The sequence below is a fragment of the Microtetraspora sp. AC03309 genome (assembly GCF_020826795.1).
GTDB classification, from domain to species: domain Bacteria; phylum Actinomycetota; class Actinomycetes; order Streptosporangiales; family Streptosporangiaceae; genus Microtetraspora; species Microtetraspora glauca.
The window spans coordinates 92,476-118,479 of sequence record NZ_JADDIL010000010.1 but is presented as its reverse complement, the minus strand read 5'-3'; the positions used below and the strand labels follow the sequence as shown (position 1 = coordinate 118,479).

The 26,004-nt window shown below is 71.3% G+C and carries 29 protein-coding genes; 19 read left to right on the top strand and 10 right to left on the bottom strand.

Features of this window, described 5'->3' with window-relative positions; translation table 11 throughout:
- Positions 1 to 6 precede the first annotated feature (6 nt).
- From IMZ11_RS08025 to hisF, 4 genes are read left to right on the top strand one after another with little or no spacing between them, the layout of a single operon-like run.
- A complete protein-coding gene (locus IMZ11_RS08025; protein WP_061252374.1) occupies positions 7 to 345 on the top strand; it encodes a hypothetical protein in 339 nt (112 codons plus the stop codon).
- Positions 346 to 348: 3 nt separating this feature from the next.
- Positions 349 to 1,074, top strand: coding sequence for a bifunctional 1-(5-phosphoribosyl)-5-((5-phosphoribosylamino)methylideneamino)imidazole-4-carboxamide isomerase/phosphoribosylanthranilate isomerase PriA (priA, locus tag IMZ11_RS08020; RefSeq protein WP_228639095.1), 726 nt, complete (start codon positions 349 to 351; stop codon positions 1,072 to 1,074).
- Positions 1,071 to 1,487 carry a RidA family protein gene (locus IMZ11_RS08015; protein ID WP_228639093.1) on the top strand — a complete coding sequence of 139 codons (417 nt, stop codon included), beginning with the start codon at positions 1,071 to 1,073 and terminating at the stop codon, positions 1,485 to 1,487. Before priA ends, IMZ11_RS08015 begins: the two co-directional genes overlap by 4 nt.
- Positions 1,484 to 2,254 carry an imidazole glycerol phosphate synthase subunit HisF gene (hisF, locus tag IMZ11_RS08010; RefSeq protein ID WP_061252377.1) on the top strand — a complete coding sequence of 257 codons (771 nt, stop codon included), beginning with the start codon at positions 1,484 to 1,486 and terminating at the stop codon, positions 2,252 to 2,254. The genes IMZ11_RS08015 and hisF overlap by 4 nt, the downstream gene beginning before the upstream one ends.
- Positions 2,255 to 2,336: 82 nt before the next feature.
- Here the strand turns inward: hisF and IMZ11_RS08005 are convergent, their stop codons facing one another.
- The 5 genes from IMZ11_RS08005 to IMZ11_RS07985 form a co-directional block, all read right to left on the bottom strand.
- A complete protein-coding gene (locus IMZ11_RS08005; protein WP_228639091.1) occupies positions 2,337 to 3,185 on the bottom strand; it encodes an SDR family oxidoreductase in 849 nt (282 codons plus the stop codon).
- Positions 3,186 to 3,307: 122 nt separating this feature from the next.
- Positions 3,308 to 4,714 (bottom strand): glutamine synthetase family protein, encoded by a 1,407-nt coding sequence (locus IMZ11_RS08000; protein WP_228639089.1) that lies wholly within the window; start codon positions 4,712 to 4,714, stop codon positions 3,308 to 3,310.
- Positions 4,715 to 4,839: 125 nt separating this feature from the next.
- Positions 4,840 to 5,001: a hypothetical protein gene (locus IMZ11_RS07995; protein WP_228639087.1), complete on the bottom strand. Its 162-nt coding sequence runs from the start codon at positions 4,999 to 5,001 to the stop codon at positions 4,840 to 4,842.
- Positions 5,002 to 5,102: 101 nt separating this feature from the next.
- Entirely contained in the window at positions 5,103 to 5,261 is a 159-nt protein-coding gene (locus tag IMZ11_RS07990) for a hypothetical protein (protein ID WP_228639166.1), read from the bottom strand.
- A gap of 188 nt (positions 5,262 to 5,449) precedes the next feature.
- The gene (locus tag IMZ11_RS07985) at positions 5,450 to 6,085 is read right to left on the bottom strand and encodes a TIGR03085 family metal-binding protein (RefSeq protein WP_228639086.1); all 636 of its coding nucleotides are present in this window, start codon (positions 6,083 to 6,085) and stop codon (positions 5,450 to 5,452) included.
- Positions 6,086 to 6,353: 268 nt separating this feature from the next.
- Between IMZ11_RS07985 and IMZ11_RS07980 the strand changes: the two genes are divergently transcribed.
- Positions 6,354 to 8,144 carry an ABC transporter ATP-binding protein gene (locus IMZ11_RS07980; RefSeq protein WP_228639161.1) on the top strand — a complete coding sequence of 597 codons (1,791 nt, stop codon included), beginning with the start codon at positions 6,354 to 6,356 and terminating at the stop codon, positions 8,142 to 8,144.
- 44 nt (positions 8,145 to 8,188) lie between these two features.
- On the top strand, positions 8,189 to 9,949 hold the full coding sequence (locus IMZ11_RS07975) for an ABC transporter ATP-binding protein (protein WP_228639159.1): 1,761 nt from the start codon (positions 8,189 to 8,191) through the stop codon (positions 9,947 to 9,949).
- 39 nt (positions 9,950 to 9,988) lie between these two features.
- On the opposite strand, the gene IMZ11_RS07970 is transcribed toward IMZ11_RS07975, so the two are convergent.
- From IMZ11_RS07970 to IMZ11_RS07950, 5 genes are all read right to left on the bottom strand, one after another.
- Positions 9,989 to 11,293 (bottom strand): hypothetical protein, encoded by a 1,305-nt coding sequence (locus tag IMZ11_RS07970; RefSeq protein ID WP_228639084.1) that lies wholly within the window; start codon positions 11,291 to 11,293, stop codon positions 9,989 to 9,991.
- A 98-nt stretch (positions 11,294 to 11,391) separates the two neighbouring features.
- Positions 11,392 to 12,192 (bottom strand): ABC transporter permease, encoded by an 801-nt coding sequence (locus tag IMZ11_RS07965; RefSeq protein WP_061252381.1) that lies wholly within the window; start codon positions 12,190 to 12,192, stop codon positions 11,392 to 11,394.
- Positions 12,193 to 12,268: 76 nt separating this feature from the next.
- Positions 12,269 to 13,135, bottom strand: coding sequence for an ABC transporter permease (locus IMZ11_RS07960; protein ID WP_228639082.1), 867 nt, complete (start codon positions 13,133 to 13,135; stop codon positions 12,269 to 12,271).
- Between the two features lie 69 nt (positions 13,136 to 13,204).
- Positions 13,205 to 14,464: an ABC transporter substrate-binding protein gene (locus IMZ11_RS07955; protein ID WP_228639080.1), complete on the bottom strand. Its 1,260-nt coding sequence runs from the start codon at positions 14,462 to 14,464 to the stop codon at positions 13,205 to 13,207.
- Between the two features lie 74 nt (positions 14,465 to 14,538).
- Positions 14,539 to 15,618 carry an ABC transporter ATP-binding protein gene (locus IMZ11_RS07950; protein WP_228639078.1) on the bottom strand — a complete coding sequence of 360 codons (1,080 nt, stop codon included), beginning with the start codon at positions 15,616 to 15,618 and terminating at the stop codon, positions 14,539 to 14,541.
- Between the two features lie 160 nt (positions 15,619 to 15,778).
- Here IMZ11_RS07950 and IMZ11_RS07945 point away from each other — a divergent pair, with 160 nt between their 5' ends.
- The 13 genes from IMZ11_RS07945 (at position 15,779) to IMZ11_RS07885 (ending at position 25,981) form a co-directional block, all read left to right on the top strand.
- Complete coding sequence (locus IMZ11_RS07945; RefSeq protein ID WP_228639076.1) at positions 15,779 to 16,504, top strand: FadR/GntR family transcriptional regulator; 726 nt, start codon at positions 15,779 to 15,781, stop codon at positions 16,502 to 16,504.
- A 4-nt stretch (positions 16,505 to 16,508) separates the two neighbouring features.
- Entirely contained in the window at positions 16,509 to 17,267 is a 759-nt protein-coding gene (locus IMZ11_RS07940) for a cache domain-containing protein (RefSeq protein ID WP_228639074.1), read from the top strand.
- Between the two features lie 30 nt (positions 17,268 to 17,297).
- Positions 17,298 to 17,687, top strand: coding sequence for a phosphoribosyl-AMP cyclohydrolase (gene hisI, locus IMZ11_RS07935; RefSeq protein WP_228639072.1), 390 nt, complete (start codon positions 17,298 to 17,300; stop codon positions 17,685 to 17,687).
- Positions 17,684 to 18,379 carry a TIGR02234 family membrane protein gene (locus IMZ11_RS07930; RefSeq protein WP_228639070.1) on the top strand — a complete coding sequence of 232 codons (696 nt, stop codon included), beginning with the start codon at positions 17,684 to 17,686 and terminating at the stop codon, positions 18,377 to 18,379. The genes hisI and IMZ11_RS07930 overlap by 4 nt, the downstream gene beginning before the upstream one ends.
- A 142-nt stretch (positions 18,380 to 18,521) precedes the next feature.
- Positions 18,522 to 18,950, top strand: coding sequence for a CD225/dispanin family protein (locus IMZ11_RS07925; RefSeq protein ID WP_228639068.1), 429 nt, complete (start codon positions 18,522 to 18,524; stop codon positions 18,948 to 18,950).
- Positions 18,951 to 18,954: 4 nt separating this feature from the next.
- Positions 18,955 to 19,398 (top strand): DUF2752 domain-containing protein, encoded by a 444-nt coding sequence (locus tag IMZ11_RS07920; protein WP_228639066.1) that lies wholly within the window; start codon positions 18,955 to 18,957, stop codon positions 19,396 to 19,398.
- Positions 19,399 to 19,566: 168 nt separating this feature from the next.
- Entirely contained in the window at positions 19,567 to 20,379 is an 813-nt protein-coding gene (trpC, locus tag IMZ11_RS07915) for an indole-3-glycerol phosphate synthase TrpC (RefSeq protein ID WP_061252389.1), read from the top strand.
- Between the two features lie 17 nt (positions 20,380 to 20,396).
- Positions 20,397 to 21,620: a tryptophan synthase subunit beta gene (gene trpB, locus IMZ11_RS07910; protein ID WP_228639157.1), complete on the top strand. Its 1,224-nt coding sequence runs from the start codon at positions 20,397 to 20,399 to the stop codon at positions 21,618 to 21,620.
- 103 nt (positions 21,621 to 21,723) lie between these two features.
- Positions 21,724 to 22,518: a tryptophan synthase subunit alpha gene (trpA, locus tag IMZ11_RS07905; RefSeq protein WP_228639064.1), complete on the top strand. Its 795-nt coding sequence runs from the start codon at positions 21,724 to 21,726 to the stop codon at positions 22,516 to 22,518.
- Between the two features lie 257 nt (positions 22,519 to 22,775).
- The gene (locus tag IMZ11_RS07900; protein ID WP_308066765.1) at positions 22,776 to 23,279 is read left to right on the top strand and encodes a MauE/DoxX family redox-associated membrane protein; all 504 of its coding nucleotides are present in this window, start codon (positions 22,776 to 22,778) and stop codon (positions 23,277 to 23,279) included.
- A 13-nt stretch (positions 23,280 to 23,292) separates the two neighbouring features.
- Positions 23,293 to 24,051 carry a thioredoxin domain-containing protein gene (locus tag IMZ11_RS07895; RefSeq protein WP_228639060.1) on the top strand — a complete coding sequence of 253 codons (759 nt, stop codon included), beginning with the start codon at positions 23,293 to 23,295 and terminating at the stop codon, positions 24,049 to 24,051.
- Positions 24,052 to 24,134: 83 nt separating this feature from the next.
- Positions 24,135 to 25,265, top strand: coding sequence for a prolipoprotein diacylglyceryl transferase (lgt, locus tag IMZ11_RS07890; RefSeq protein ID WP_228639058.1), 1,131 nt, complete (start codon positions 24,135 to 24,137; stop codon positions 25,263 to 25,265).
- Entirely contained in the window at positions 25,262 to 25,981 is a 720-nt protein-coding gene (locus IMZ11_RS07885) for a VIT1/CCC1 transporter family protein (protein WP_228639056.1), read from the top strand. Before lgt ends, IMZ11_RS07885 begins: the two co-directional genes overlap by 4 nt.
- The last annotated feature ends 23 nt before the right edge of the window (positions 25,982 to 26,004 follow it).

The following is a 26,004-nucleotide window of genomic DNA, read 5'->3' as shown; positions in this document are numbered from 1 at the left end:
GGCCACGTGAGCAGGGAACGAGCCAGGCGCCGGGCGGAGCGCGAGGCCGAGCGGGAGCGCCGCGCGGCGGAACACGCGCTCCGCGAGGCGCGGGCGGCCAGGCGGCGGGAGCTGCGCGGCCGGGTGACCGCCGTCCTGCCGCGGCGGGTCCGGGTGGCCAGGCAGGGCGGAATCCGCGCCCGCAGGCGCCGTGACCAGAACGCCGTGATCGCCGTGCTGTGGTTCATCACGCAGGTCCTCGCCTGGCTGCTGCTCGACGGCTGGGCCGCCAGGCTCGCCGTGCTCGTTCTGTCGATTCTGCTGATCCCGGTGCTCGTCACCGTCGTCTTTGACCGGAGGTCGTGACTGATGTCGCTCGTTTTGCTCCCCGCCGTGGATGTCGCCGACGGCCAGGCGGTTCGCCTGGTCCAGGGCGAGGCGGGCACGGAGACCTCGTACGGCGACCCGCTCGCCGCGGCACTCGCCTGGCAGGAGGCCGGCGCCGAGTGGATCCATCTGGTGGACCTGGACGCCGCGTTCGGCCGCGGGAGCAACCGTGAGCTGCTGGCGTCGGTGGTGGGCGCCCTCGACGTGCAGGTCGAGCTGTCCGGCGGGATCCGCGACGACGCCTCGCTCGAGGCCGCCCTCGCCACCGGCTGCCGCCGGGTCAACATCGGCACCGCCGCCCTGGAGGACCCGGCCTGGTGCGCGAAGATCATCGCCGAGCACGGCGACCGCATCGCCGTCGGGCTCGACGTCCGGGGCACCACCCTGGCGGCGCGCGGCTGGACGCAGGAGGGCGGCGACCTGTGGGAGGTGCTCGACCGGCTGGAGTCGGAGGGCTGCCCGCGTTACGTCGTCACCGACGTCACCAAGGACGGCACCCTGCGCGGGCCCAACCTGGACCTGCTCCGTGACGTCTGCAGCCGTACGGACAAGCCGGTGATCGCCAGCGGCGGCGTGTCCTCGCTGGACGACCTGCGCGCGTTGTCGACCCTCGTCCCCGAGGGCGTCGAGGGCGCCATCGTCGGCAAGGCGCTGTACGCCCAGGCGTTCACCCTGGAGGAGGCCCTTGCGGCGGTGAGTCCCCGATGAGCACCAGGATCTTCTCGGGCGGGCCGTGGGAGGACAGGTACGGCTACGCCCGCGCCGTCGTCGCCGGGCCCCGGGTGTGGGTCTCCGGATGCACCGCTACCGTGGACGGTGAGGTCCGGCACGTCGGCGACGCCTACCGGCAGATGCTCACCGCGATCTCCATCGCGCTCGACGCGATCGGCAAGGCGGGCGGCAGCCTGCAGGACGTCGTCCGTACCCGCATCTTCCTGGTGAAGGCGGAGGACTTCGACGCCGTCGGGCGGGCGCACGGAGAGGTCTTCGGCGCGGTCCGGCCGGCGTGCACGAGCATCCAGGTGGCCGGTCTGGTCGACCCCAGGATGCTGGTGGAGGTCGAGGTGGAGGCCTATCTGAACAACGGCACGCGCGAGGAGCGGAGCGAGGAGGCGCCATGACGGTCGCGGTACGCGTCATCCCCTGCCTGGACGTGGACGCCGGGCGGGTGGTCAAGGGCGTCAACTTCGAGAACCTGCGGGACGCGGGTGATCCGGTCGAGCTGGCCCGCCGCTACGACGCCGAAGGCGCCGATGAGCTGACTTTTCTGGACATCACCGCGTCGTCGGGTGAGCGGGAGACCATGCTGGACGTGGTCCGCCGCACCGCCGAGCAGGTCTTCATCCCGCTGACCGTCGGCGGGGGCGTGCGCACGGTCGAGGACGTGGACCGGCTGCTGCGCGCGGGCGCCGACAAGGTGGGCGTCAACACCGCCGCCATCGCGCGGCCTGAGCTGCTGACCGAGCTGTCCCGGCAGTTCGGCGCCCAGTGCATCGTGCTGTCCGTGGACGCGCGCCGCGTCGTGGACGGGCCGCCCACCCCCTCCGGCTTCGAGGTGACCACCCACGGTGGCCGCCGCGGCACCGGCATCGACGCGGTCGAGTGGGCCCGCCGCGGCCAGGACCTGGGCGTGGGGGAGATTCTGCTCAACTCCATGGACGGCGACGGCACCAAGGACGGCTACGACCTGGAGATGCTCAGGGCCGTGCGCGCGGCCGTCACCGTCCCCGTGATCGCCTCGGGCGGCGCGGGCGCGCTCGAGCACTTCCCGCCCGCGGTCGAGGCGGGCGCCGACGCCGTGCTCGCGGCGAGCGTCTTCCACTTCGGCGAGCTCAAGATCGCCGATGTCAAGGACACCCTCCGCGCCGCGGGACACCCCGTCCGCTGACCGGCCACGCGACCCCGGCCACTGACAGGGCCACTGACGGAGCCGCTCAGAGGGCCGCTCAGAGGGCCGCTCAGAGGGCCGCTCAGAGGGCCGAGGTCGTACGGAGGTACTCGGCGAAGCTCATCGGCGGATGGCCGACGATCTTCTCCACGGTGTCGGAGACCACGTCCAGCTCTCCCGCGGCGATCGCGGCGTAGGACGTCACCCATCCGGCCACCTCCCATTCGGGGGCGCCGTACCGGGCACGGGACGCGTACGCCTCCTCCATCGTCTCGGCGTGGTACCGGGTCGTCCTGCCGGTGACGCGGCTGATCGTCTCGGCGGCCTCCGCGAGGGTCAGCGCGCGTGGGCCGGTCACGTCGTACGTCGCGCCGCCGTGGCCCTGCTCCCGCAGTACGACGGCCGCCACGTCCGCGATGTCGTCCCGTGCCACCATGGCGACGCGGCCCTGCCCGGCCGGCCCCCGGATGACACCGTCCTCACCGGCGAAGGACGGCACCAGGTCCATGTAGAGGCTGTTGCGCAGGAACGTGAACGCGATGCCGCTCTCACGGATGTGCTGCTCGGTGTGCCAGTGGTCGCGGGCGAACGTGAAGGTCGCGTCCGGCGCGGCGCCGAGGAACGAGATGTACACGATCCTGGAGACGCCCGCGTCCAGCGCCGCGTCCACGGTCGTGGTGTGCCGTGCCACGCGGTCCGCCGTCTCGGTGGCGGAGACCAGCAGCAGCGTCTGCACCTCGTCGAGCGCGCCCCGCAGCGCGTCCGCGTCCTCGTATGACGCGGCGACCGCGTGGGCGCCCCGCAGGACCGGCGCGCGGGAGGTGTCGCGGACGACGAGGCGCTGCTCCACTCCGGCGGCGGCGAGTCTGCGCGCCACGCGCGAGCCGAGCTGACCGGTCGCTCCGGTCACGGCGATGAGATCAGAGGTCATCCGTCCAGTGTCACACCGTCCGGCGGCGCGCCGGCGGGTGGACTCGCGGGTCACCGGCTCGGGTTGGAACATGATCTGCTGTCCCCACGCGTGCGCCACCCCGCCCCCCGGGGCGGAGGGAATCAGAACACCCGGAAATGGTGGAAGGTCTCGTACTCGGCGTCGTGGCCGGCGAAGTCCGCGGCCTCGGAACGCTTGACGGCGAGGTAGGCCCGGCGGCGCAGGGGACCGAGTGCCTCCATGAGCAGCTCGTCGGCCTCGAGCGCGTCCAGCGCCTCGTCAAGCGACTCGGGCAGCCGGACGCAGCCGAGGCGGGCGCGCTCGTCGTCGGTGAGCGTCGCGGGGTCCACGTTCACCGCCTCGCCCGGATCGAGCCGCCGCCTGATCCCGTCGAGCCCGGCGTGCAGGACGGCGCCGAGCGAGAGGTACGGGTTGGCGGTCGAGTCGGAGGGCTTGATCTCCAGGTTGGTGGACGCCTCGACGTTCCCCGCCATGGGCGAGCAGATCCGGACCGCCGCCTCCCGGTTGTCCATCCCGTAACAGGTGTAGGCGCTGGCCCAGGCCCGCGGGGCCAGCCGCCGGTAGCTGTTGACGCTCGCGCAGGTCAGCGCGACGAGACCGGGAAGGTGGCGCAGGACGCCGCCGATGAAGTGGCGGGCCGTGTCCGACAGGCCGTCCCGCCCGCCGGCGAAGAGGTTGCGCCGCAGCTCCTCGTCCCACAGGGAGACGTGCAGGTGCGTCCCGTTGCCCGCCTGCGCCGGGATCGGCTTGGGCGCCAGGGAAGCCCACAGGCCCATGCGGAAGGCCACGCCGCGCACGGTCTCGCGGTAGAGGACGTGATTGTCGGCCGCTTTCAGCGCGGTGGCGTGCCGGATGGACAGCTCCTGCTGGCCGGCGCCGAGCTCCGGGTAGTAGTGCTCGACCCGCAGGCCCTGCGCGTCGAGATCGCGTATGAGCCGCACGGCGTAGTCGTGCGCCAGGTCGAACCCCGTGGTGGCGTAGCAGAGGCTGTCGTCGAGGGGCATGAGCCGGTCCGGGCCGCCGGTCGGGTCGGGGAGCCGCCGGCCGAGGGTGAACTCGGGCTCGAACGCCGCCACGGGGGTGAACCCTTCGTCGTGGAGCGTGGCGATCGTGTCTTTCAGGAAGGTGCGCGGGCAGGCCGCCCAGGGGGCGCCGTCGAGGTCGCGCAGGTCCGAGAGCATCGCCGCGGCTCCCGGGGCGTACGGGAGGGTCACGAAAGTCGCGGGGTCGGGGACGATGCGCACCTCGCCCACCGGACCCATGCCCTCCACCGGTTGCAGGTGGTCCAGCATCGACATGGCCATCATCGCCACCGTGTGCCCGATGCCGGTGGTGATCCGTTCGGCGAGACGCGCCCGTGCGGCGGCCTTGCCCCGGATCACCCCGCCGTGGTCGGCATAGATGAAGCGGACCAGCTCGACGCCCTCGACCTCCGCGCGTTCGAGGACGCGCAGTGCCGCGGGTTCGAGCTGCCGCACGTCGGAGACGTTGTGGCGATCCCTCATCATGCCTGCGTAACACGCCGGGCGCCGTCGCGGAAGTGCCGCCGCGCCGTCCCGGCCACACCGTCGGGGCCGGGTGTCATCGTGATGCCGTCACATCACGTCACGTCACAAAGCAGGGACGCCACATATCAACTCAGAACAGTTGTAAAGAATTGCCCCAATCGCGTGGCGCCTGTGGTCACCGTGTCGAACACACCCTTCACTGCGCCCGCGGCGGCGGCTGGCTGATTGTAGAGGTAGAAGACCACGAACGCGATGGCCGCGTACGTAAGAACCTTCTTGACCTGCATTGGGGGGCCTCCTGCAGTCAGTTTCCCGGCTGTACATACCCAGCGACGCGAATGATCATAACTAGCCGGGAAGCCACGAGGCCCTTCCGGGGCCTAACTCTTCAGCCAGAAAACAGAGACGTGAAGAAGGCCGACAGCCGATCGGCGCCCGTGCCGATGCTGCCGAACACGCCCCTGACGGCGGCGGCGGCCCCCGCGGGCTGGGTGAACAGGTAGAAGACCACGAAAGCGACAGCAGCGTATGTCAGCAACTTCTTCATGTTCATCAGAGTTCTGGCGCGGCCCCCGCCGTGGCGGGTGAGGAGGCGCCGCCCTCCCTTCTTCTCCGATCGCTGGCCCTCATGCTGCCGCATCACGTCGTGATATGTGCGTGTTTCGCGAGGAGTGCCCGAGATCGGAGAGAACGGGGAGGCAGAGCCCGCCCCTGTCACATGCCGAGCCGCCCCTGTCACATGCCGAGCCGGGCCTCGCGCAGGCGGGCCACGGCGCCCGGATCGCCCTCGTAGGTCACCCGTGCGTGGGCCTGGCGGCCGAAGGCCAGCAGGAGCAGCTCCTGCGCGTCGCCGGTGACCACCACGGCCGGTTCGGCCATCCGGCCCGCGACCTTCTCCCCGTTCGTACGGCGGAGCACCACGCCGACCGGTGACCTCCGGAAGAACACCCGGGCCATGGTGCGCAGCCGCTTCCACAGCACGTCGTCCAGGCCCGCGGGCAGCTCCCTGGGCTCCCAGCCCGGCCGTGCCCTGCGGACGTCCTCGTGGTGGACGAACATCTCCACCGTGTTGACCAGCTCGTCGGCCCCCGGGACGAAGCCGTACGGCGTCCACTTCGGAGGGCCCTGCCGTACGAGATCGACGAGCTCGGGGTAGGGGTGCCTGGCCTTGAGCCCCTCCTGCACCGACGCGGTGTAGGGGGCGAGCGCCTTGACCGCGATGCCGCCCATGGCGTCCGGGCGGCGCTCGCGGAGCACGAGGTGGGCGGTGAGGTCCGCGGTCGTCCAGCCCTCGCAGAGCGTGGGCGCGCCGGGGCCGAGGTCGTCGAGCAGGTCGCAGAGCGCGGCACGCTCCGCGCGGGTGTGGGTCACGCCCCGAGCCTAACCGAGCCGCAACGAACGATCCGATCTGCGGAATATTCCGGTTGATCAGGATGATAAGGAGTATCTAGGACCAATTACCTGGGAAGGTGTCGGTCCGAGGACGGATCCGGGGCGCCGCGCGGGCGGGGTAACGTCTCGGGGTGCCCGTCCGGGAAAACCGGCTCCGGGCCGGAACCCGCCGGGAGCGAGCCGGTCGAACCGCGCCGCCACGATCGAGAGGACCTCACGCGTGTCGTCCAAGGTGTCCACCGCCGTCATGCGCCAGGGTCTCAAGGTCATCGGAGTCGCGATCAGGACCGAGCCGCGCGTCTTCACCGCCGCGGTGCTCTCCAGCGGCCTCTACGGCGTCATGACGGTCGCCTCGTCCTGGGCCCTGGGCCGGGCGACGGAACACGTCGTTTTGCCCGCCTTCCGCGAGGGCCGGACCAGCGCGGGCGCCCTGACGACCGCCGCGCTGCTGATCATCGGCGTGGCCGTGCTCAAGGCCCTCGGGATCATGGGGCGGCGCATCCTGGCCGGGATCATGCAGTACCGCATGCAGGCCGCGTCCCGCCGTGCCGTCACCCGGCAATATCTGCGGCTGCCGCTCGCCTGGCACCACCGCCATCCGACCGGCCAACTGCTCTCCAACGCCAGTTCCGACGCCGAGGCCGCCTGGGCGCCGCTCGCGCCGCTGCCCATGGCCGTCGGCGTCATCGTCATGCTGGTGACCGCCGCCGTGGCGATCCTGGTGACGGACCCGGTGCTCGCCATCGTCGGTTTCCTGATATTTCCGGCTATCGCGGTGCTCAACCTGATCTACCAACGCAAGTTGTCCCCGCTGGCGACCCGGGCGCAGCAGCTGCGCGCCGAGGTCAGCGAGATCGCCCACGAGAGCTTCGACGGCGCCCTCGTCGTCAAGACCCTCGGCAGGGAGGACGCCGAGACCGCCAGGTTCCAGGCCAAGGCCGACGAGCTGCGCGACGCCAACATCGCGGTCGGCCGGGTCCGCGGGTTGTTCGACCCCCTGCTCGAAGCCCTGCCCACCCTCGGTGTGCTGGCCGTCCTCCTCGTCGGCGCGCTCCGGCTGCAGAGCGGCGGCATGGTGGCGGGCGATCTGATCGAGGTCGCCTACCTGTTCACGCTGCTCGCCTTCCCGATCCGCGCGCTCGGCTGGGTGCTCGGCGAGCTGCCGCGCAGCGTCGTCGGCTGGAACCGGGTCCAGGACGTCCTCGACGCCTCGGGCTCCATGGAGTACGGCACGGCCCGGCTGGACGGCCACGGCCCGGCCGAGATCGAGATGAGCGGCGTCACCTACGGATACGACCAGGAGACACCCGTGCTGCGCGACGTCGGCTTCGGCGTCACGCCGGGAAGGACCGTGGCCGTCGTCGGCCCGACCGGGTCGGGCAAGTCCACGCTCACCCAGCTCCTCGCCCGCCTGATCGACCCGGACCGCGGCGCCGTGCGCGTCGACGGGACCGACCTGCGGGAGGCGGCGCTCGGCGCGGTCAGCGAGGTGGTGGCGCTCGTGCCCCAGCAGACCTTCCTGTTCGACGACAGCGTGCGCGGCAACATCGCGCTCGACCGGGACACGCACGACCGGTCGATGGACGAGCAGGTCTGGGCGGCGCTGCGGCTCGCGCAGGCCGACGGCTTCGTCGCCGCGCTCCCCGAGGGCCTCGACACGCGGGTCGGTGAGCGCGGCGCCACGCTGTCCGGCGGCCAGCGCCAGCGCATCGCGCTCGCCCGCGCCCTCGTGCGGGAACCACGCCTGCTCATCCTCGACGATGCCACCTCCAGCGTGGACCCGCAGGTCGAGAAGCGCATCCTGTACGGCCTGCGCGAGGGATCGGCCCGGTCCACGGTCATCGTGGTGGCCTACCGGATGGCCACCATCGCCCTGGCCGACGAGGTCGTCTATCTGGAGCACGGGGCGGTGGCCGACCACGGCACCCATGAGGAGCTGCTGGCCCGCTGCGAGGGCTACCGCAACCTCGTCACCGCGTACGAGAGGGAAGAGACCGAGCGGGCCGCGATCGAGAGCGACGAGGAGGTCGTGGCGTGACCGCCGTGACACAGGAGCGGGAGGCCGTTGCGGCCGGCGGCGCCATGCGGGCCGCGGAGCGGTCCGCGCTCGAGACCCTACGGCATGGCCTGCGGTTGTCGCCGGAGTTCCGCCGCGGCCTCGGCGGGACCGCGGTCCTCGCCGTGCTCGCCACTCTCGGCAAGGTCATCATCCCGTTCGCCGTGCAGCAGGTCATCGATCACGGCCTGCGCGGCGCCGCGCCCGACGTGCCGTTCATCAGGAACATGGTCCTCGTGTGCGGCCTGGCCGTGCTGCTGACCGCGCTGGCCGGATACCTCATGAACGTCCGGCTCTACCGGGCCACTGAGTCGGGGCTCGCCACGCTGCGCGGCAAGGGCTTCCGGCACGTGCACGACCTGTCCGTGCTCACCCAGAACAGCGAGCGGCGCGGCTCCCTCGTCTCGCGGGTGACCGGCGACGTGGACCAGATCAGCAACTTCATGCAGTGGGGCGGCCTGATGGTCATCGTCGCCGCCGGGCAGTTGCTGATCGCGACGATCGTCATGGCGGTCTTCTCGTGGCAGCTCACGCTCCTGGTGTGGGCGTGCTTCCTTCCGCTGATCTTCGTGCTGCCGAGGTTCCAGCGGCTGGTGGCGGCCGGATACACCGCCGTACGCGAGCGTACCGGCGACGTGCTCGCGGCCGTCAGCGAGTCGGTCGTCGGCAGTGCGGTGATCAGGGCGTACGGCTCGGAGGACCGGACGGCCAGGCGCGTCGACGCCGCGGTCGACGGCCAGCGCGCGGCGCAGACCCGGGCTCAGAAGATCGTCGGGCTGACCTTCCCGGTCACCGAGCTGGTCGCGTCCGTCGCCCTGGCGGGGGTGGTGCTGCTCGGCGTCGAGCTGGGCCTGCACGGCTCGATCACCGAGGGGCGGCTGGTCGCCTTCCTGTTCCTGATCACGCTGTTCATCAGCCCGCTGCAGACCGCGACCGAGGTCCTGAACGAGGCGCAGAACGCGATCGCGGGGTGGCGGCGCATCCTCGGCGTGCTGGACTCCCCGGCAGACGTGGCCGACCCCGAGAACGGGGTGACGCTGCCGCGCGGGCCGATCTCCGTGTCGTTCGAGGGCGTCGGGTTCTCCTATCCGGGAGGCGCTCCGGTCCTGCACGACGTCTCCGTCGACATCCCGCCGCGCATCCGCGTGGCCGTGGTCGGAGAGACCGGGTCCGGAAAGACGACCTTCGCCAAGCTGCTCACCCGCCTGATGGACCCCGTGTCCGGCCAGGTCCTCGTGGACGGCATCGACCTGCGGGACGTGAAGTTCTCCTCGCTGCGCGAGCGGATCGTCATGGTGCCCCAGGACGGCTTCCTCTTCGACGCGACCCTGGAGGACAACATCCGCTTCGGCCGGCCGTCCGCCACCACGGAGGAGATCCGGCTGGCGCTGACCGAGCTCGGGCTCACCGACTGGCTGGACGGGCTTCCCGCCGGCCTGGACACCCCGGTCGGCCAGCGCGGCGAGTCCCTGTCGGCGGGGGAGCGCCAGCTCCTCGCCCTCGCGCGCGCCTACCTCGCCGACCCCGACCTGCTGCTCCTCGACGAGGCGACCTCCGCCGTGGACCCCGCCACCGAGGTGCGGATCGCGCGGGCGCTCGACGGGGTCACCCGGGGTCGCACGGCTGTCTCGATCGCGCACCGCCTCTCGACGGCCGAGGCCGCCGACGAGGTGCTGGTCTTCCAGCACGGCCGGATCGTCCAGCGCGGCCCGCACGCCGAGCTGGTCGAGGAGCCGGGCGTCTACGCCGACCTCTACGCGTCCTGGACCTCCGCCACCCGTTCCTGAAGGGTCGGCGGTTTCCGAGCGCTCAGAGTTTCCGAGCGCTCAGCGGCGGTGGAGCGGGCCGCTCTGCTCGGAACGGGAGCGCGCGGTTCTCGGGCCCGCCGAGAGCCGCGGCTGGAGGAAGGCCAGGATCAGCGTGCCTCCTCCGGTGATCACGACCCCGGCCATCTCCTCGCCCAGCACCTTCGTGGCGTAGGCCCAGAAACCCACCAGGATGATCATCACCCCCGGCGCGCAGGCGAGGAGGAACCGCAGCAGCGTGCGGAACCCGGCCCAGCGCGAGGACGACGGCGGGTTTTCCGCGCCGGGCCGGTCGGCCGCCTCGTCGAAGAGCCCGCCGTCCAGCGCCAGCCGCCGCAGGACGTCGAAGAGCGTCTCGCCGAGCTCGGCCACGGATCGGCGACCGTAGAAGAAGTCCACCTGGTCGCGGCGGATCGCCGCCCCCGTGCGCCGGATCTGGTCCAGGATCACCGCGTCCACCGCGGGCGCCCCGGTACGCAGCGCCCGGGGCGCGTACGTCTGGTACACGCCCGCGACGTAGTCGAGCTGCCGGACGAACCAGCGACGGGTCTCCACACTCAGGCTCACGGTCCCCACCACCGGCGTGGCCGCGTAGAGGCCGGGTTCCTCCGACACCGCCGCCGTCTCCCTGATCAGCCAGGCCAGGTTGTCGAGGAGGCTCTCCACGGGGAAGGCGCGGTCCTTGCGCCACCAGATCCCCGTACGGGTGAGCCATTCGCCCATCAGCACCAGGAAGTACGTGCCGACGAGGGAGGCCGACGCGGCGCCGGCTCCGCGCAGCGGGCGCACCAGCCAGTCCGGTACGCGCGGCGGGAACAGGGCCGCGAAGCACAGCGCGATCACGCTCACCACCAGGAGCGTGGCCGGCCAGCGGCCCCACCTGGACCGTCGCTGCTCACCCCACATCATGGCGAGCCAGGTGAGTGCGGCGGCGACGACCGCGGCGACCGGCGCCGCGAGATAGCCGTACCAGGGGCCGGCGGGCGGCCACGCCGTCGCCGTGAGCGTCGCGAGCGCGACCGTCCAGCCCAGGAGGGCGGGCGTCAGGGACTCGATGACGGTCTGGACCTGCTCGAGCCGCTGCGCGCGGCGCACGCCCGCCTCCACCGACTCCAGGACCCGCCGCCGCGCCGCGGCGTCGAGGTCGTCCAGGTAGGGGGACAGGGCCCTCAGCTTGAGCGCGAGCACGTGATCCACCAGGAGCCGGTGGTGCGCACGCAGCGCCCCGGCCCAGCGGAACGGCTGCCGGCCCAGCGCGAGGACCGGCTCCGGTGGAACGGACAACCCCACCGTGGCCGCCCGCGTATCCACCGCCTCTTCGGGCATTCCGCGCCTCCTCACGCCCGCGCCGGGGACCCACCGTCAGGATGACCCCTTGGGTGCGCCCCGGACAGCGGGCTGCCCGAATCGATATCCGGGCGCGTTCAGCGCGTCTGGGGATCGCCCCCGGACAGCCGCTGGGCGAGGTAGATCGGGACGACGGACACGACGATCAGCGCGGCGGCGACGACGTTCACCACCGGGGCCTGGTTGGGCCGGAACAGGTTCTCGAAGATCCAGATGGGCAGGGTCCGCACTCCGGCGCCCGCGGTGAACGTGGTCACGATGATCTCGTCGAACGACAGCGCGAACGCCAGCAGGCCGCCCGCGAGCAGCGCCGAGCGCATCATCGGGAACGTCACCAGGCGGAACGTGGTGAACGTGTCCGCGCCCAGGTCGGCCGACGCCTCCTCCAGGTTCAGGCCCATGCGCCGCAACCGCGCCAGCACGTTGTTGTAGACGGTCACCACGCAGAACGTCGCGTGCCCGACGATCACGGTGAACAGCCCGAGGGGGACACCGAGCACCGAGTGGAACGTGTTGCTCAGCGCGATGCCGGTCACGATGCCGGGCAGCGCGATCGGAAGCACGATCAGCAGCGACACGGTGTCCCGGCCGAAGAACCGGTAGCGCTGCACGGCGAACGCCGCCATGGTCCCCAGCAGCAGCGCGATCACGGTCGCGCCCAGCCCCGCCTGGACCGAGGTCCACAGCGCGTCGCGCACACCCGTGGAGCGCCAGGCCGCGCCCCACCACTGGAGCGTGAATCCGGGAGGAGGCCACCCGAACGTGCGGTCGGAGTTGAAGGAGTTCAGCACGACCACGCCGAGCGGCACGTAGATGACGCCGAGACCGAGCACCAGCGCCGTCCACAACGACGCGCGAGCCGTACGGGACAGATTCATCGTGACTCCTTCGCCGGCCGGTGAAGCGGATCTCCGCGCTCTCGGGTTCGTTCGCCGCGCTCGCTCACGGTCTCCTTCACAAGTTCTCCAGGGCGCCGGTACGGCGGACCGCCGCGAGGTACACCAGCATGATCACGACGGGCACGGTCGCGACGGCCGCCGCGAAGGGGAGGTTGTTCGCCGCGCCGATGTTGTCGTAGACGACGTTGCCGATGAGCTGGGACTTCCCGCCCACGATCTTCACGGTGATGTAGTCGCCGAGCGACAGCGAGAACGTGAAGATCGAGCCCGCCACGACGGCGGGGAAGCTGAGCGGCCACACCACGGTGCGGAACGTCCGCCACCCGCGCGCGCCCAGGTCGCCCGCCGCGTCGAGCAGCGAGGACGGCAGGCGTTCCAGTCCGGCGTAGATCGGCAGGATCATGTACGGCAGCCACAGGTAGGACAGCGTCGCGATGGTCGCGGTCAGCCCGTACCCCCAGCCGAGCACGCCGTCCGAGGACAGCATCACCCGCCACGCGTACGCCTTGACGAGGTAGGACGCCCACAGCGGGGTGAGCACCAGGATCACCAGCCAGCGCTGCGCCCTCGGCGAGGCCAGCTTGGCCATGGCGAACGCCATGGGGAAGGCGACGATCAGGTCGATGAGCGTGACCGCGACCGCCACGCCCAGGGAGCGCAGGGCGATCGTCCGGTAGACCTCCCCGGTCACCAGGTCCCGGAAGTTCGCCCAGGTGAACGATCTGACCAGGTCGCCGGTGAACGTGTCGGTCGACCAGAACGCCGTCACGAAGAGGGCGGCGAGCGCCCCCAGGTAGGCGAGTCCCAGCCAGGCCAGCGGCGCCGAGAGCAGCAGCGACAGCCGTACGCGCGCGTGGCGGTGCAGGAAGGCGGCCAGCCGCCCGCGCGGACCGGGACGGCTGAGAGCAGCCGAAGTAGTCATGTGATCTCTCCAAAGACCCCGCCCCCGGCCGGTACGGAACCGGGCCGGGAGCGGGACGCCGGGGGACGGTCAGCCCTTGATCTCGGTCCAGGCGCGGGTCCACTCCGAGTAGTCCTTGCACGTCACGTCCGTGCGGCCGTCGAGGCACTGGGCGATCGGGGTGGTCCAGAAGTGCACCTTGGAGAAGTACTCCTCGTCGGTGGCGTGGAAGGTGTCGCAGAACGAGGCGTCCGAGGTCTTCGCGCACGCCTTCGCGTTGGCCGGGGCCTCGCCGAACCACTCCGCGACCTGAGCGTTCGCCGTGGGGGAGATGATCCAGTCGAGCCACTTGTAGGCGCAGTTCGGGTTCTTCGCCTCGGCCGCGACCATCCAGGTGTCCGACCAGCCGGTCGCGCCCTCCCTGGGCAGGGTCACCTCGACCGGCGCCTTCTCCGCCTTCGCGAGGTTCGCGATCACCTGCCAGGTGGTGCCGACGACGGTGTCGCCGCCCTTGAACGCCTGGATCTCCTTGGTGTAGTCCGACCAGTACTCGCCGATGACCTGCCGCTGCTGCTTGAGCAGGTCGACCGCCGCCTGGAACTGCGTGTCGTCCAGCGCGTACGGGTTCTTGATGCCGAGTTCGGGCTTGGCCGACATCAGGTAGACGGCCGCGTCCGCGATGTAGATCGGCGAGTCGTACGCCGTCACCTTCCCCTTGTGCGGCGAGGCCGGGTCGAAGACGACGCCCCACGAGTCGGGCGCGGGGCTCACCGCGTCGGTCCGCCACATGAGGAGGTTCGCCCCGCGCCCGTGCGGCACGCCGTACGCGACGCCCTTGACCGAGTTCCACGGCTTGAGCTTGAGGCCGTCGAAGACGTCCGCGTAGTTGGGGATCAGGTCGGTGTTGACCGGCGCGGCCGTGCCGGAGGCGATCAGCCGCAGCGAGGCGTCGCCCGAGGCGGACACGGCGTCGTACTCGCCGGTCTTCATCAGGTTGACCATCTCGTCGGAGGTTCCGGCGACCTTGGTGTTGACCTTGCACCCGGTCGACTGCTCGAACGGGTGGACCCAGTCGACCTTGGGGTCGTTGGAGCCGTCCTCGGCGTATCCCGCCCAGGCGATCAGGTTGACCTGGCCCTCGCCCGCGCCGAGGGACTTCAGAGCCTCGATCGCGGGCGGGTTGAAGCCGCCCTGCCCGGGCGCGGCGGCGCTGCCGCTGCCGCCGCTGCCGCCGCTGCCGCCGCTGCCGGACGTGGAGCCGCCGCAGGCGGTCAGGGCGGCGAGCGCGAGCGCGGCCGTGACGGCGAGGCCGCGCGTGAGGAACACGGGCCGGGGGGAGGTGGACCGCATGCTGTCTCTCCTTGCTGTGTGACAGATCAGTGCGCGTGGTGACGAACGTGACGAAGCGGGTGTGGTCAAGGGGGTTAGGAGGAGCCGATCGCGAACTCGTGACGGCGCTGCCAGACGAGCCGCACCCGGCGGCCGCGCAGGCCCATCACGTCCATCGAGGAGACCTCCAGGTTCTGCTGGAGCGCGATGAGCCGGCCGCCGACGTCCAGGTCCACGACGAACCGGGTCGCCGGGCCCGCGTACACGACCTCGGAGACCGTGCCCTCGGCGCTGTGCTCGTCGGAGCTCACCGGGTCGGGCGCGCCGGGATCGGCGGGAACCACCCGCAGCTTCTCCGGCCGGACGCTGAACGTGCCGTCCCTGCCGAGCACGGACCGCGCCGCCGCTCCGGTGATGAGGTTGGACGTGCCGACGAATCCGGCCACGAACGCGGTCGCGGGACGCTCGTAGATCTCGGCGGGCGTCCCGACCTGCTCGATCCCGCCCTCGTTGAACACCGCCACCCGGTCGCTCATGGTGAGCGCCTCCTCCTGGTCGTGGGTCACGAACAGGAACGTGATGCCGACCTCGCGCTGGATGGCCTTCAGCTCGACCTGCATCTCCTCGCGCAGCTTGAGGTCGAGCGCGCCGAGCGGCTCGTCCAGCAGCAGCACGCGGGGCCGGTTGACCAGGGCGCGGGCGAGCGCGACCCGCTGGCGCTGCCCTCCGGAGAGCTGCGCGGGGCGCCGCTTCTCGAAACCGTCGAGCCGTACCGACTTCAGGGCCTCCAGCGCGCGCGTCCGCCGCTCCGTCTTGGGGACCCGCTTCACCCGCAGGCCGTACTCGACGTTCTCGAGCACGCTCATGTGCGGGAACAGCGCGTAGTCCTGGAAGACCGTGTTCACGTCCCGCTCGAACGGCGCAAGCCGGGTGACGTCCCGGCCGCCCAGCTCGACGGTTCCGCCGGTGGGGGACTCGAACCCCGCGATCATCCGCAGGACGGTGGTCTTCCCGGAACCGGACGGTCCCAGCATCGCGAAGAACTCGCCGTCGGTGACGTCGAGGTCCACCCCCGCGACCGCGACGACGCTCCCGAAACTCTTGCGCAGCCCGCGCAGGCGCACCGCGTGCTCGGATGCCGGGATGGTGACGGGTGTCACTGCTTGCTGTGGCATGACCGGAAACATATGGGGTTAAATGTTTCTGGTAAAGCCGCGATCCGGTATCACTGTGTTAACTATCGGGCGAACGTGATCGAACACAGGAAAGCGGGCAGGTGGCCACGATGACTGCGACGCGACACACCGGACCCGGCGGGCGAGAGACCGACTGGGCGTGGCCGTGAACGTCGCGCGCCTGGCGGTGTTCTCCCCGGTGGACAGCACCGCGCGGGTCGACGTCGTGGTCCGGCGCCTGACCGACGCGATCGCCCTCGGTCTGCTCGCGGACGGCGAGCAGCTGCCCAGCGAGGCCGAGCTCGCCGGACGCCTCGGCGTCTCCACCGTGACGGTGCGCGAGGCGCTCATGGCGCTGCGGCAGCAGGGGCTGGTCGAGACCCGCCGGGGCAGGGGCGGAGGCAGCTTCGCCCGCGCCCCCTCCGAACTGGACGTGACCGAGCGGCTGCGCGCCTTCGCCGTGGACGAGCTGCGCGACCTGGGCGATCACTACGCCGCCATCGCCGGAGCCGCGGCCAGGCTCGCGGCGCAGCGGTCGCTCCCCTCCGACATCGCGCCGCTGTGGCGGTCGCTCGACGAGATGGCCGGCGCCGAGTCGAACGCCCACCTGCGCCGCCTGGACGGCCGCTTCCACATCGAGGTCGCGGCGGCCTCCCAGTCCGCGCGACTCACTCGGGAGGAGATCCGGTTACAGGCCGACATCGGACCGTTGCTGTGGCTTTCGCACGAGAACCTCGGAGGGCACGATGAGACGGCGGCACAGCACCGCGCCATCGCCGAGGCGATCGGCGGGGGCGACGCCGACCGGGCGCGCGCCCTCGCCGAGCGGCACGTGCTCGACGCCACGGACCACCTGATCGAGCTTCGGCTGCGGCTCCGGGAGTAAGACGATGATCACAGGGTCGACAACGGCGCTTTCGGACCTGGCGCCTCCGGACCCGACGCCGGCCGGCACGACCGCCGCGGCGGTGACCTGCGCCCTCACGCGGGTCCGCGACACCGCCGAGGAGATCTTCGCCGCACTCGACGACATCCGCGCCGCCACCAGGGGGCGGGCCCGTGCCGTACGGCGCGGCGGGCGCCGCCTGGTCAGCGCCGACCTCGCCGCGCTGCGCCCCCTGCTGTTCGGCCGCCTCGGCGCCGTCATCGCGGGGATCGGTTTCATCGCCGCCCCCGGACTGCTCGCCGACGCGCCCTGGTACCTGGAGTGGTGGCAGGAGAACCCCACGGGGACGCCCGTGCAACTCCTGCGCGATCTCGACCCGTCGAGCAGCGCGTTCTACGACTACACCCACTGGGACTGGTACACCGGTCCCGAGTCGGGCGCCGACCGCACGATCTGCGGGCCGTACGTCGACTACCTGTGCACCGACGAGTACAGCCTCACCCTGTCGGTGCCGGTCACACTCGACGGCGTCTTCCTCGGGGTGGCCGCCGCCGACGTCTTCGTGCGCCGGTTCGAGGCCGCCGTGGTCCCCGCGCTAAGGGACGTCCCCGTCCCGGCGTTCCTGGTCAACGCCCAGGGCCGGGTGGTCGCCTCCAACACCGCCCGATGGATCGCCGGGTCCGTCTACCGGGGAGCCGAGGGCTTCGCCGTGCGCGCCGTGCCGGGCCTCCCGCTGTCGCTCGTGGAGGGCACCGCCCGGTAGACCGGTCCCGGCCTGCGGCAGAATTGGCGCATGTCCCTCGACCCGAAGATCGCCGCGCGGCTGAAGCGCACTCAGGACGGGCTGGTGCCCGCCATCGTCCAGCAGCACGACACCGGTGAGGTGCTGATGCTCGCCTGGATGGACGACGAGGCGCTGCACCGCACGCTCACCACGGGCCGCGCGACGTACTGGTCCCGCAGCCGCGGGGAGTACTGGATCAAGGGCGACACGTCCGGAAACGTCCAGTGGGTGAAGTCGGTCAGCCTCGACTGCGACGGCGACACGATCCTGCTCAAGGTCGACCAGGTGGGCGCCGCCTGCCACACGGGTGACCGCACCTGCTTCGACGCCGGGGTCCTCGACGCCGTCCGGGGTCATGACGACGAGGGCGCTGGGACGCGGGCCGGCGATCGGTCATGACGTCGTCCGATCGCGCGGGTGACCCGGTCGCCGGGGCGCCGGAGGCCGGACCGCCCGCGCCTTCGACTCGTCCGCGTACGGCACGGCGCTCGCTGACGGCCTGGCTGGTCGCCTGCGCGGCCGGCGCCGGCCTGGTGCTGCTGGCCGGGGGCCGCGAGTGGGCGTCCGTGAACTACGGCGGCACGGCCGGTGCCGCGCCCGTCCCCGTGAGCGGGGGTGACGCCGTCCCCGGTCTGACGCCCCTCGCGCTGGCCGCGCTGGCGGCCGTCCTCGCCGTCTTCGCCACCCGCGGCGTGTGGCGCCGCGTCGTCGGCGTCGTGCTGGCCGCGTGTGGCCTGGCCGTCGTGGCACTGGCCTGGCCGTCGCGGGTGCCCGCGAGGGCGGTCGAGGTCGCGGAGACCCTGCGCTCCCTCGCCGGGCAGGCGGCGCACGTCACCGTGTCGGCGTGGCCGTGGGCCGGGGTCGCCGGAGGCGTTCTGCTCGCCCTGGGCGGGGTGGCGGCCGTCCTGCTCGGCGGCGGCTGGCCGGGCATGTCGGGCAAGTACGAGCGCCGGTCGGGGGACGCGGGCCGCACCGGCGCCGGGCGGCCGCGCCGCGAGGTCACGGGCGACCGTGCGCTGTGGGACGCGATCGACGAAGGCGCGGACCCCACCCTCGATCCAGATGATCGTTCTGGAAACGAAAGCGAATAACAGAAAAGCACCATGTGGCGTGGGGGTTTCCATCTTTGCGACAACATCACAAGTTGTCCACGAACTGGATACTTCCGCAACGCCAGTCTCATATGTCGCTAAGCTTCCCGACCGCAACTCATGACCTATTAGGAGTCATTAAATGAGCTACGGAAACCAGCCGGGCGACACGGGGGGCTATGGAGCCCAGCCGCCTGGCGGTGGATACGGGCCGCCTCCCGGCGACGGCGGCTATCCGCCGCCCGGCGGTGGTTACCCGCCGCCCGGGGGCTATCCGCCGCCCGGCGGGTACGGCGGTGCGCCGACCCCCCCGAACAACCACCTGGTGATGGCCATCATCACCACGGTCCTGTGCTGCCTCCCCCTCGGCGTCGTGTCGATCGTCTACGCCACCCAGGTGAACTCGAAGTGGGCGCAGGGTGACTACCAGGGCGCCATGGCCGCCTCGGAGTCGGCCAAGAAGTGGTGGCTCGCGTCCATCATCACGGGCGTGGTCCTGATCGTGCTGTACATCATCCTCGTCGTGGTGCTCGGCGTGTTCAGCGCCTCCATCAGCACCTCGTCATACTGAGGACATGACTGAGGGCACGACGGCCGCTGTCCACGGGCGGCGCGGCGCGGACCGGCTCCGGTCCGTGCTCGCGCCGCTCGGCGTCGCGGCGGTCACCGGCGCCGCCTTCGCGTTCGTGGGCGCCGTCGATCCGAACCAGCCGGGCCACTATCCGACCTGCCCCTTCCTTTTCCTGACCGGGCTCTACTGCCCCGGATGCGGCACCCTGCGCGCGATGCACGCGCTCGCGCACGCCGACCCGGTCACCGCCCTCGGGCTGAACCCTCTCGCGGTGGCCACCATCCCGTTCCTGCTGTTCTGGTGGGGGCGCTGGACGGTGCGGTCCTGGCAGGGCCGGCCCGCGCGTACGAATCTGGCGAACCCCATCTATCTCTGGGCCTTCCTCGCCCTGGTGATCGTTTATTGGGTGGTGCGAAACCTCCCATTCGGCCGCTTCCTGGCACCCTGACGAGACCCGATGGCCGAGCGGCCCCGGTGAGGCCGATAGCATCGGCAGGGCAAGGTAGCGACAGCAGCGACCGGAGGGACCGCTTCTCGTGAGCGAGCGTAGCGAGCGAACAGGTTTGCGCGGCAGTGTTCACTCATGCGGGCTCCGAGCCGATGGCGAGGAGGGCTCATGAGCGTTCTCGACGAGATCATCGTCGGTGTCCGGGAGGACCTGGAGGCCCGGCAGAAGGCCGTGCCGATCGACCTTCTCAAGGATCGCGCCGGACGCGCGCCCGCGGTGAAGGACGCCTACGCCGCGCTCGGCGGCGACAAGGTGTCGGTGATCGCCGAGGTGAAGCGTTCGAGCCCGTCCAAGGGCGCGCTCGCCGCCATCGCCGACCCCGCCGCCCTGGCCGCGGACTACGAGGCCGGCGGCGCGCACGTGATCAGTGTGCTGACCGAGCGGCGCAGGTTCGGCGGAACCCTGGAGGACCTGGCCTCGGTCCGGTCCGCCGTGGACATCCCGATCCTCCGCAAGGACTTCATCGTCACCTCCTACCAGCTCTGGGAGGCCCGCGCGTACGGCGCGGACCTCGCCCTGCTCATCGTGGCCGCACTGGACCAGAACGCGCTGGTCTCGCTCATCGAGCGGGCCGAGTCGATCGGCCTGGCCGCGCTGGTCGAGGTGCACACCGAGGAGGAGCTCGACCGCGCGCTCGCCGCCGGAGCCAGGATCATCGGCGTCAACGCGCGCAACCTCAAGACCCTGGAAGTGGACCGGGACGTCTTCGCCAAGATCGCGCCCAAGATCCCCGACGGCGTCATCAAGATCGCCGAATCGGGTGTGCGCGGCCCGCACGACCTGCTCGCCTACGCGCGGGCCGGGGCGGACGCGGTGCTGGTCGGCGAGAGCCTGGTCACCGGCAAGGACCCCAGGGCCGCCGTGAACGACCTGGTGACCGCCGGCGCCCACCCATCGTCTCGGCAGGAAAGGCAGTCGTGAGCCCCACAGAAGCACCCATCCTCACCGCGGCGGACCTCGCCGGCAACGGCGTCTACGGTGACGACCCGGACGGCCACGGCAAGTTCGGCGTCTTCGGCGGCCGGTTCGTGCCGGAGGCCCTGATCCCGGCGCTGGACCAGGTGGCCGTGGAGTACGAGAAGGCCAAGAACGACGAGGAGTTCCTCCGCGAGTTCGACCACCTGCTGCGCACCTACGCGGGCCGGCCGACCACCCTCACCGAGGTGCCGCGCTTCGCCGCGCACGCGGGAGGCGCCCGGATCGTGCTCAAGCGTGAGGACCTGACCCACACCGGCGCCCACAAGATCAACAACGTGCTGGGCCAGGCCCTGCTGACCAGGCGCCTGGGCAAGACGCGGGTGATCGCCGAGACGGGCGCGGGCCAGCACGGCGTCGCCACCGCGACCGCCGCCGCGCTCCTCGGCCTCGAATGCGTGATCTACATGGGCGCCGTCGACTGCGAGCGCCAGGCGCTCAACGTCGCGAGGATGAAGCTCCTCGGCGCGACCGTCGTGCCGGTCACCAACGGCAGCCAGACTCTCAAGGACGCCATCAACGAGGCGTTCCGCGACTGGGTCACCAACGTCGACCGCACCCACTACCTGTTCGGCACGGTCGCCGGCCCGCACCCGTTCCCCGAGATCGTCCGGGACTTCGCCCGGATCATCGGCGTCGAGGCCCGCCGCCAGATCATCGAGCTGACCGGCCGGCTCCCCGACGCCGTGGCCGCGGCGGTCGGCGGCGGTTCCAACGCGATCGGCATCTTCCACGCCTTCATCGGCGACGAGGAGGTCCGGCTCCACGGTTACGAGGCCGCGGGGCGCGGGCTGGAGTCGGGCGAGCACGCCCTGACCCTCACCGCCGGGACCATCGGCGTGCTGCACGGCTCGCGCACCTACGTCCTGCAGGACGACGAGGGCCAGACGATCGAGTCCCACTCGATCTCGGCCGGCCTCGACTACCCCGGAGTGGGCCCCGAGCACGCCTGGCTCAAGGACTCCGGCCGCGCCACCTACCACGGCGTCACCGACGACGAGGCGATGGAGGCGTTCGCCCTGCTGGCCCGCACCGAGGGCATCATCCCGGCGATCGAGTCCTCGCACGCCCTCGCCGGCGCGCTGAAGCTCGGGCGGGAGCTCGGCCCCGAGGCCACCATCCTGGTGAACCTCTCCGGCCGCGGCGACAAGGACATGGGCACCGCGATGAAGTACTTCAACCTCTAAGCCGACTCCAGCTGACCAAGGAGCCGAGCCGGCGACGGCGGAGCGGAGACGGCGGCCCCACACGCAGGGCGAGGTGGATCCGACACAGACGAACGGAAATCCGATGACGACTCTTCAGACGGTCTTCGCGAAGGCGCGTGCCGAGAACCGGGCCGCCCTCGTCGGCTACCTACCGGCCGGTTTCCCCACCAAGGAGGGGGCCGTCGCCGCCGCGACCGCCATGGTGGAGGCCGGTTGCGACGTGATCGAGATCGGTCTGCCGTACTCCGATCCGCTGATGGACGGTCCCACCATCCAGGACGCGGTCCACCGCTCGTTGATCAACGGCACCCGCATCGCCGACGTGATGCGCACCGTCGAGGGCGTCGCCAAGTCGGGCGCGGCGACCCTCGTCATGACGTACTGGAACCCGATCGACCAGTACGGCGCGGGCCGCTTCGCGCGTGACCTGGCGAACGCGGGCGGCGTCGGGACGATCACCCCGGACCTCACGCCGGAGGAGTCCGGCACGTGGCTCCAGGAGAGCAAGGACGCCGGCATCGACACCGTCTTCCTGGTGGCGCCCAGTTCCACCGAGGACCGGATCGGCAAGGTGGCCAAGATCTGCACCGGCTTCGTGTACGCCGCGTCCCTGATGGGCGTCACGGGCGCCCGCGAGTCGGTCGGATCCGCCGCCGAGGGCCTGGTCGGCCGGACCCGGCGGCACACCTCGCTTCCCGTCTGCGTCGGCCTCGGCGTGGGCACCGGCAAGCAGGCCGCCGAGGTGGCCGCCTACGCCGACGGAGTGATCGTCGGTTCCGCCTTCATCCGGCGCCTCCTTGACGCCCCGGACGAGGCGTCCGGCCTCGCCTCGGTGCGCGAGCTCGCGGCCGAACTCGCCGCGGGCGTACGCCGCTGACCGGGGGGACCTCGGCAGGGTCCCCCGAAGTCCGGCGAAGACCGCCCTCCACGGGGGTCGCGCGCTTAACCGGCGCTTATATCGTCCATGATGTGGTGGGCTGCAAGTAGTGTGCAGAGAACATGGCCGCGGCTCTCCGAGCCGCGGCCAGACATCGTGACCGGCAGCGATGCCCACCCCGCGAGGAGACGATGGTGTTGACTTACCAGAAGGCCGCACCTGATCGACCGCGAACCGAACATCCCGCGTTACCGTGGGTGACGACCGCGGCTCGACTGGTCCTCGCGGCGGTGCTCATCGCGGCGGGCGGACTCAAGATCGGCGCGCCCGCGCTGTCGGTGCAGGCCGTCAAGGCATATCAGCTGCTGCCCGACTCGCTGGCCACCGCCATCGGGTACGGCCTGCCCATTCTTGAGATCGTCGTCGGGGTGCTGCTGGCGGTCGGCCTGCTGACCAGGGTTTCGGCCGTGGTCGCCGGGCTGCTCATGCTGGCGTTCGTCGTCGGCATCGCCTCCGCGTGGGCGCGAGGTCTGCGCATCGACTGCGGCTGCTTCGGCGGAGGGGGCGAGCTCAGCGCGGGTCAGGATCCCAACTATTTCTGGGAGATCCTTCGTGACTTCGGTCTGGTGATCGTCGCCGCGTGGATCGTCATCCGCCCCCCGGGCCGCCTCGCGATGGACTCGGCGCTCGGCCTGGCCGGGCCGCGTGAGCCGTACCAGCCGGAAGGCGACATATTCCAGGGCGAAGAGCCCGACGCATAGGGAGAGACCCACCATGAGCAAGGCGGCGAGGGACGCCTCGGTGCGAGCGCGCATCGCGGCGCAACGGGAAGCCCAGCGCAAGCAGGAGCAGCGCAGGCGCCTGGCCACCATCATCACCATTGTGGTCGTCGTGCTGGCCGTGATCGGAGGAGGCTGGTGGTACGCCGCCGAGCAGACCAAGTCCGAGACGGTCGCCGGGGGGCTCGCCCCCGTGACGGTGCAGAGCGACGGCTCCGTCGTGATGGCCAAGGCCGGCGTCACCACACCGGTGCTGGACATCTTCGAAGACCCGCAGTGCCCGGTCTGCAAGCAGCTTGAGGAGATCAGCGGGCCCACCATCAAGAACCTCGCGGCCGAGGGCAAGGTCAAGGTCGTCTACCACCCGCTCACGATCTTCTCGCAGGAGCCGACCCGGTCGAACTCCCTGCGCGCCGCCTCGGCGCTGCGGTGCGTGCCCGACGGCAAGCAGTGGCTCGCCTTCCACGACAGGATCTTCAAGGAGCAGCCCAGCGAGACCGTCGAGGGCTTCAAGATCGACGATCTGATCAAGTGGGGCCACGACGTCGGCGTCACGGCGCCCGGCTTCGACTCCTGTGTGAAGGACCAGACGCACAAGGCGGCCCACGAGCAGTTCTCCACCAAGACGATGGCGGACCAGCAGCTCCAGGGCACCCCGACGCTCAAGCTCAACGGCGCCGCCATCGACAACAACACGATCTTCGTGCCGAGTGCGCTCCGCCAGGAGATCCTCAATGCCGCAGGCGCCAAGTAGGACGGAACGGGCCCGGGATCTCCGTGGCCCGTTCTCCACAGCATTGCGTCGGAGCGGTCCGGTCTACGGTAACGTCCACTGACATGCCCCTCGCCTCGATTCCCAGCCCGTCACAAGGGGTCTGGAACCTCGGACCGCTCCCCATCCGGGCGTACGCGCTGTGCATCGTGCTCGGCGTCATCGTCGCCGTCTGGATCGGGGAGCGCCGCTGGCGCGCCCGCGGCGGCGCGCCGGGAGCGATCACCGACCTCGCCGTCTGGGCCGTCCCGTTCGGCCTGGTCGGCGGGCGGCTCTACCACGTCATCACCGACTGGCAGCTCTACTTCGGTTCCGAAGCGCCCAACCGGCCGATCGACGCCCTCTTCATCTGGAAGGGCGGCCTCGGCATCTGGGGCGCCATCGCGCTCGGCGGGCTCGGGGTGTGGATCGCCTGCCGCCGCCGGGGCATCGCTTTTTCGGCGGTCGCGGACACCCTCGCCCCCGCCATCGCGGTGGCCCAGGCCATCGGCCGCTGGGGCAACTACTTCAACCAGGAGCTGTTCGGCGGCCCGACCACGCTGCCGTGGGGTCTGGAGATCGACCCGGGCCGTCCCGGCACGGTGCCCGGGGTGGAGACCTACCATCCGACCTTCCTCTACGAGTCGTTGTGGGACCTCGCGCTCGCGGGTCTCCTCGTGCTCGCGGGCAGGCGGTTCGCTCTCCGCCACGGTCGGCTGTTCGCGCTGTACGTCGCGGGGTACACGCTTGGCCGGTTCTGGATCGAGGGCCTCCGGGTCGACCCCGCCCACCACATCCTCGGGCTCCGGTTGAACCAGTGGACCTCCGTGGTGATCTTCGTCCTGGCGATCGCATACTTCTGGCTCACCCGGAACAAGACCGGCGACGAGCCACTCGGGGCTGTGGCGGACACCGGGGACGGCCAGGGCGGCGACCATGCCGACCCGGCGCATCCCCAGGACCAGGCCGACCCGGCGGAGGCCGGTGCGAAGGAGGAGCCGGACGCCGCGGACGGTGATTCCGGCACTGAGTCCGGCACTGAGTCGGGCACTGAGTCGGGCAGCGTGTCCGGCACTGAGTCGGGCACTGAGTCCGGCACTGGGTCCGGCGGTGGTTCCGGTGGCGCCGCGGCCGAAGGCGCCGGCAGCGGTCCGGCCGATCCCGCTCCTTCCGGTGAGGCGTACGCCGCGCCGGAGCAGGGAGGGAGCCCGCGATGAACGGCGCAGATTCGGGGGTTCGCGCCGAGATCCACCACCAGCACCGGGACGTGACCGGCGGCTGGTTGCGGCCCGCCGTGTTCGGGGCGATGGACGGCCTCGTCTCCAACTTCGCCCTCATCGCGGGTGTCGCGGGGGGCACGGCGGACACGAAGATCATTTCACTGGCCGGAGTGGCCGGGCTCGCGGCCGGGGCCTTCTCCATGGCGGGCGGCGAGTACGTCTCGGTCGCCAGCCAGAGCGAGATGGCCCAGGCGGAGATCGACATCGAGCGCCGGGAGCTCGAACGCAACCCGCAGGCCGAGGAGGAGGAGCTCGCGCAGCTCTACGTGCAGCGCGGGGTCGATCTGGAGACGGCCAGAGAGGTCGCCCGTCAGATCTCCAGTAATCCGGAGAGCGCGCTGGAGGTGCACACGCGGGCAGAGCTGGGCATCGACCCGCACGACCTGCCCTCCCCGATCCTCGCGGCGGTCTCCTCGTTCCTGTCGTTCAGCGTGGGCGCCCTGATCCCGCTCCTGCCCTACCTGCTGGGCGTGCGGGGGCTGTGGGTGTCGGCGATCGTGTCGATGGTGGCGCTGTTCGCCGCAGGCGCGGTCGTGTCCCGAGTGACCGCGCGCACCTGGTGGTTCAGCGGGTTGCGCCAACTCGTGGTCGGCGCGGTGGCGGCGGCCCTCACCTGGGGCCTCGGGACGGCGGTCGGAGCTAGCGGTCTGTGACGAAGCGCAAGCGCCGGGCGCCA

Excerpts from the sequence above, each read along its gene's own strand:
- priA (WP_228639095.1), top strand. The coding sequence starts at position 349 with ATGTCGCTCGTTTTGCTCCCCGCCGTGGATGTCGCCGACGGCCAGGCG.
- IMZ11_RS08015 (WP_228639093.1), top strand. The coding sequence starts at position 1,071 with ATGAGCACCAGGATCTTCTCGGGCGGGCCGTGGGAGGACAGGTACGGC.
- hisF (WP_061252377.1), top strand. The coding sequence starts at position 1,484 with ATGACGGTCGCGGTACGCGTCATCCCCTGCCTGGACGTGGACGCCGGG.
- IMZ11_RS08005 (WP_228639091.1), bottom strand. The coding sequence starts at position 3,185 with ATGACCTCTGATCTCATCGCCGTGACCGGAGCGACCGGTCAGCTCGGC.
- IMZ11_RS08000 (WP_228639089.1), bottom strand. The coding sequence starts at position 4,714 with ATGATGAGGGATCGCCACAACGTCTCCGACGTGCGGCAGCTCGAACCC.
- IMZ11_RS07995 (WP_228639087.1), bottom strand. The coding sequence starts at position 5,001 with ATGCAGGTCAAGAAGGTTCTTACGTACGCGGCCATCGCGTTCGTGGTC.
- IMZ11_RS07990 (WP_228639166.1), bottom strand. The coding sequence starts at position 5,261 with ATGAAGAAGTTGCTGACATACGCTGCTGTCGCTTTCGTGGTCTTCTAC.
- IMZ11_RS07980 (WP_228639161.1), top strand. The coding sequence starts at position 6,354 with ATGCGCCAGGGTCTCAAGGTCATCGGAGTCGCGATCAGGACCGAGCCG.
- IMZ11_RS07975 (WP_228639159.1), top strand. The coding sequence starts at position 8,189 with ATGCGGGCCGCGGAGCGGTCCGCGCTCGAGACCCTACGGCATGGCCTG.
- IMZ11_RS07970 (WP_228639084.1), bottom strand. The coding sequence starts at position 11,293 with ATGCCCGAAGAGGCGGTGGATACGCGGGCGGCCACGGTGGGGTTGTCC.
- IMZ11_RS07965 (WP_061252381.1), bottom strand. The coding sequence starts at position 12,192 with ATGAATCTGTCCCGTACGGCTCGCGCGTCGTTGTGGACGGCGCTGGTG.
- IMZ11_RS07960 (WP_228639082.1), bottom strand. The coding sequence starts at position 13,135 with ATGACTACTTCGGCTGCTCTCAGCCGTCCCGGTCCGCGCGGGCGGCTG.
- IMZ11_RS07955 (WP_228639080.1), bottom strand. The coding sequence starts at position 14,464 with ATGCGGTCCACCTCCCCCCGGCCCGTGTTCCTCACGCGCGGCCTCGCC.
- IMZ11_RS07950 (WP_228639078.1), bottom strand. The coding sequence starts at position 15,618 with ATGCCACAGCAAGCAGTGACACCCGTCACCATCCCGGCATCCGAGCAC.
- IMZ11_RS07940 (WP_228639074.1), top strand. The coding sequence starts at position 16,509 with ATGATCACAGGGTCGACAACGGCGCTTTCGGACCTGGCGCCTCCGGAC.
- hisI (WP_228639072.1), top strand. The coding sequence starts at position 17,298 with ATGTCCCTCGACCCGAAGATCGCCGCGCGGCTGAAGCGCACTCAGGAC.
- IMZ11_RS07930 (WP_228639070.1), top strand. The coding sequence starts at position 17,684 with ATGACGTCGTCCGATCGCGCGGGTGACCCGGTCGCCGGGGCGCCGGAG.
- IMZ11_RS07925 (WP_228639068.1), top strand. The coding sequence starts at position 18,522 with ATGAGCTACGGAAACCAGCCGGGCGACACGGGGGGCTATGGAGCCCAG.
- IMZ11_RS07920 (WP_228639066.1), top strand. The coding sequence starts at position 18,955 with ATGACTGAGGGCACGACGGCCGCTGTCCACGGGCGGCGCGGCGCGGAC.
- trpC (WP_061252389.1), top strand. The coding sequence starts at position 19,567 with ATGAGCGTTCTCGACGAGATCATCGTCGGTGTCCGGGAGGACCTGGAG.
- trpA (WP_228639064.1), top strand. The coding sequence starts at position 21,724 with ATGACGACTCTTCAGACGGTCTTCGCGAAGGCGCGTGCCGAGAACCGG.
- IMZ11_RS07895 (WP_228639060.1), top strand. The coding sequence starts at position 23,293 with ATGAGCAAGGCGGCGAGGGACGCCTCGGTGCGAGCGCGCATCGCGGCG.
- lgt (WP_228639058.1), top strand. The coding sequence starts at position 24,135 with ATGCCCCTCGCCTCGATTCCCAGCCCGTCACAAGGGGTCTGGAACCTC.
- IMZ11_RS07885 (WP_228639056.1), top strand. The coding sequence starts at position 25,262 with ATGAACGGCGCAGATTCGGGGGTTCGCGCCGAGATCCACCACCAGCAC.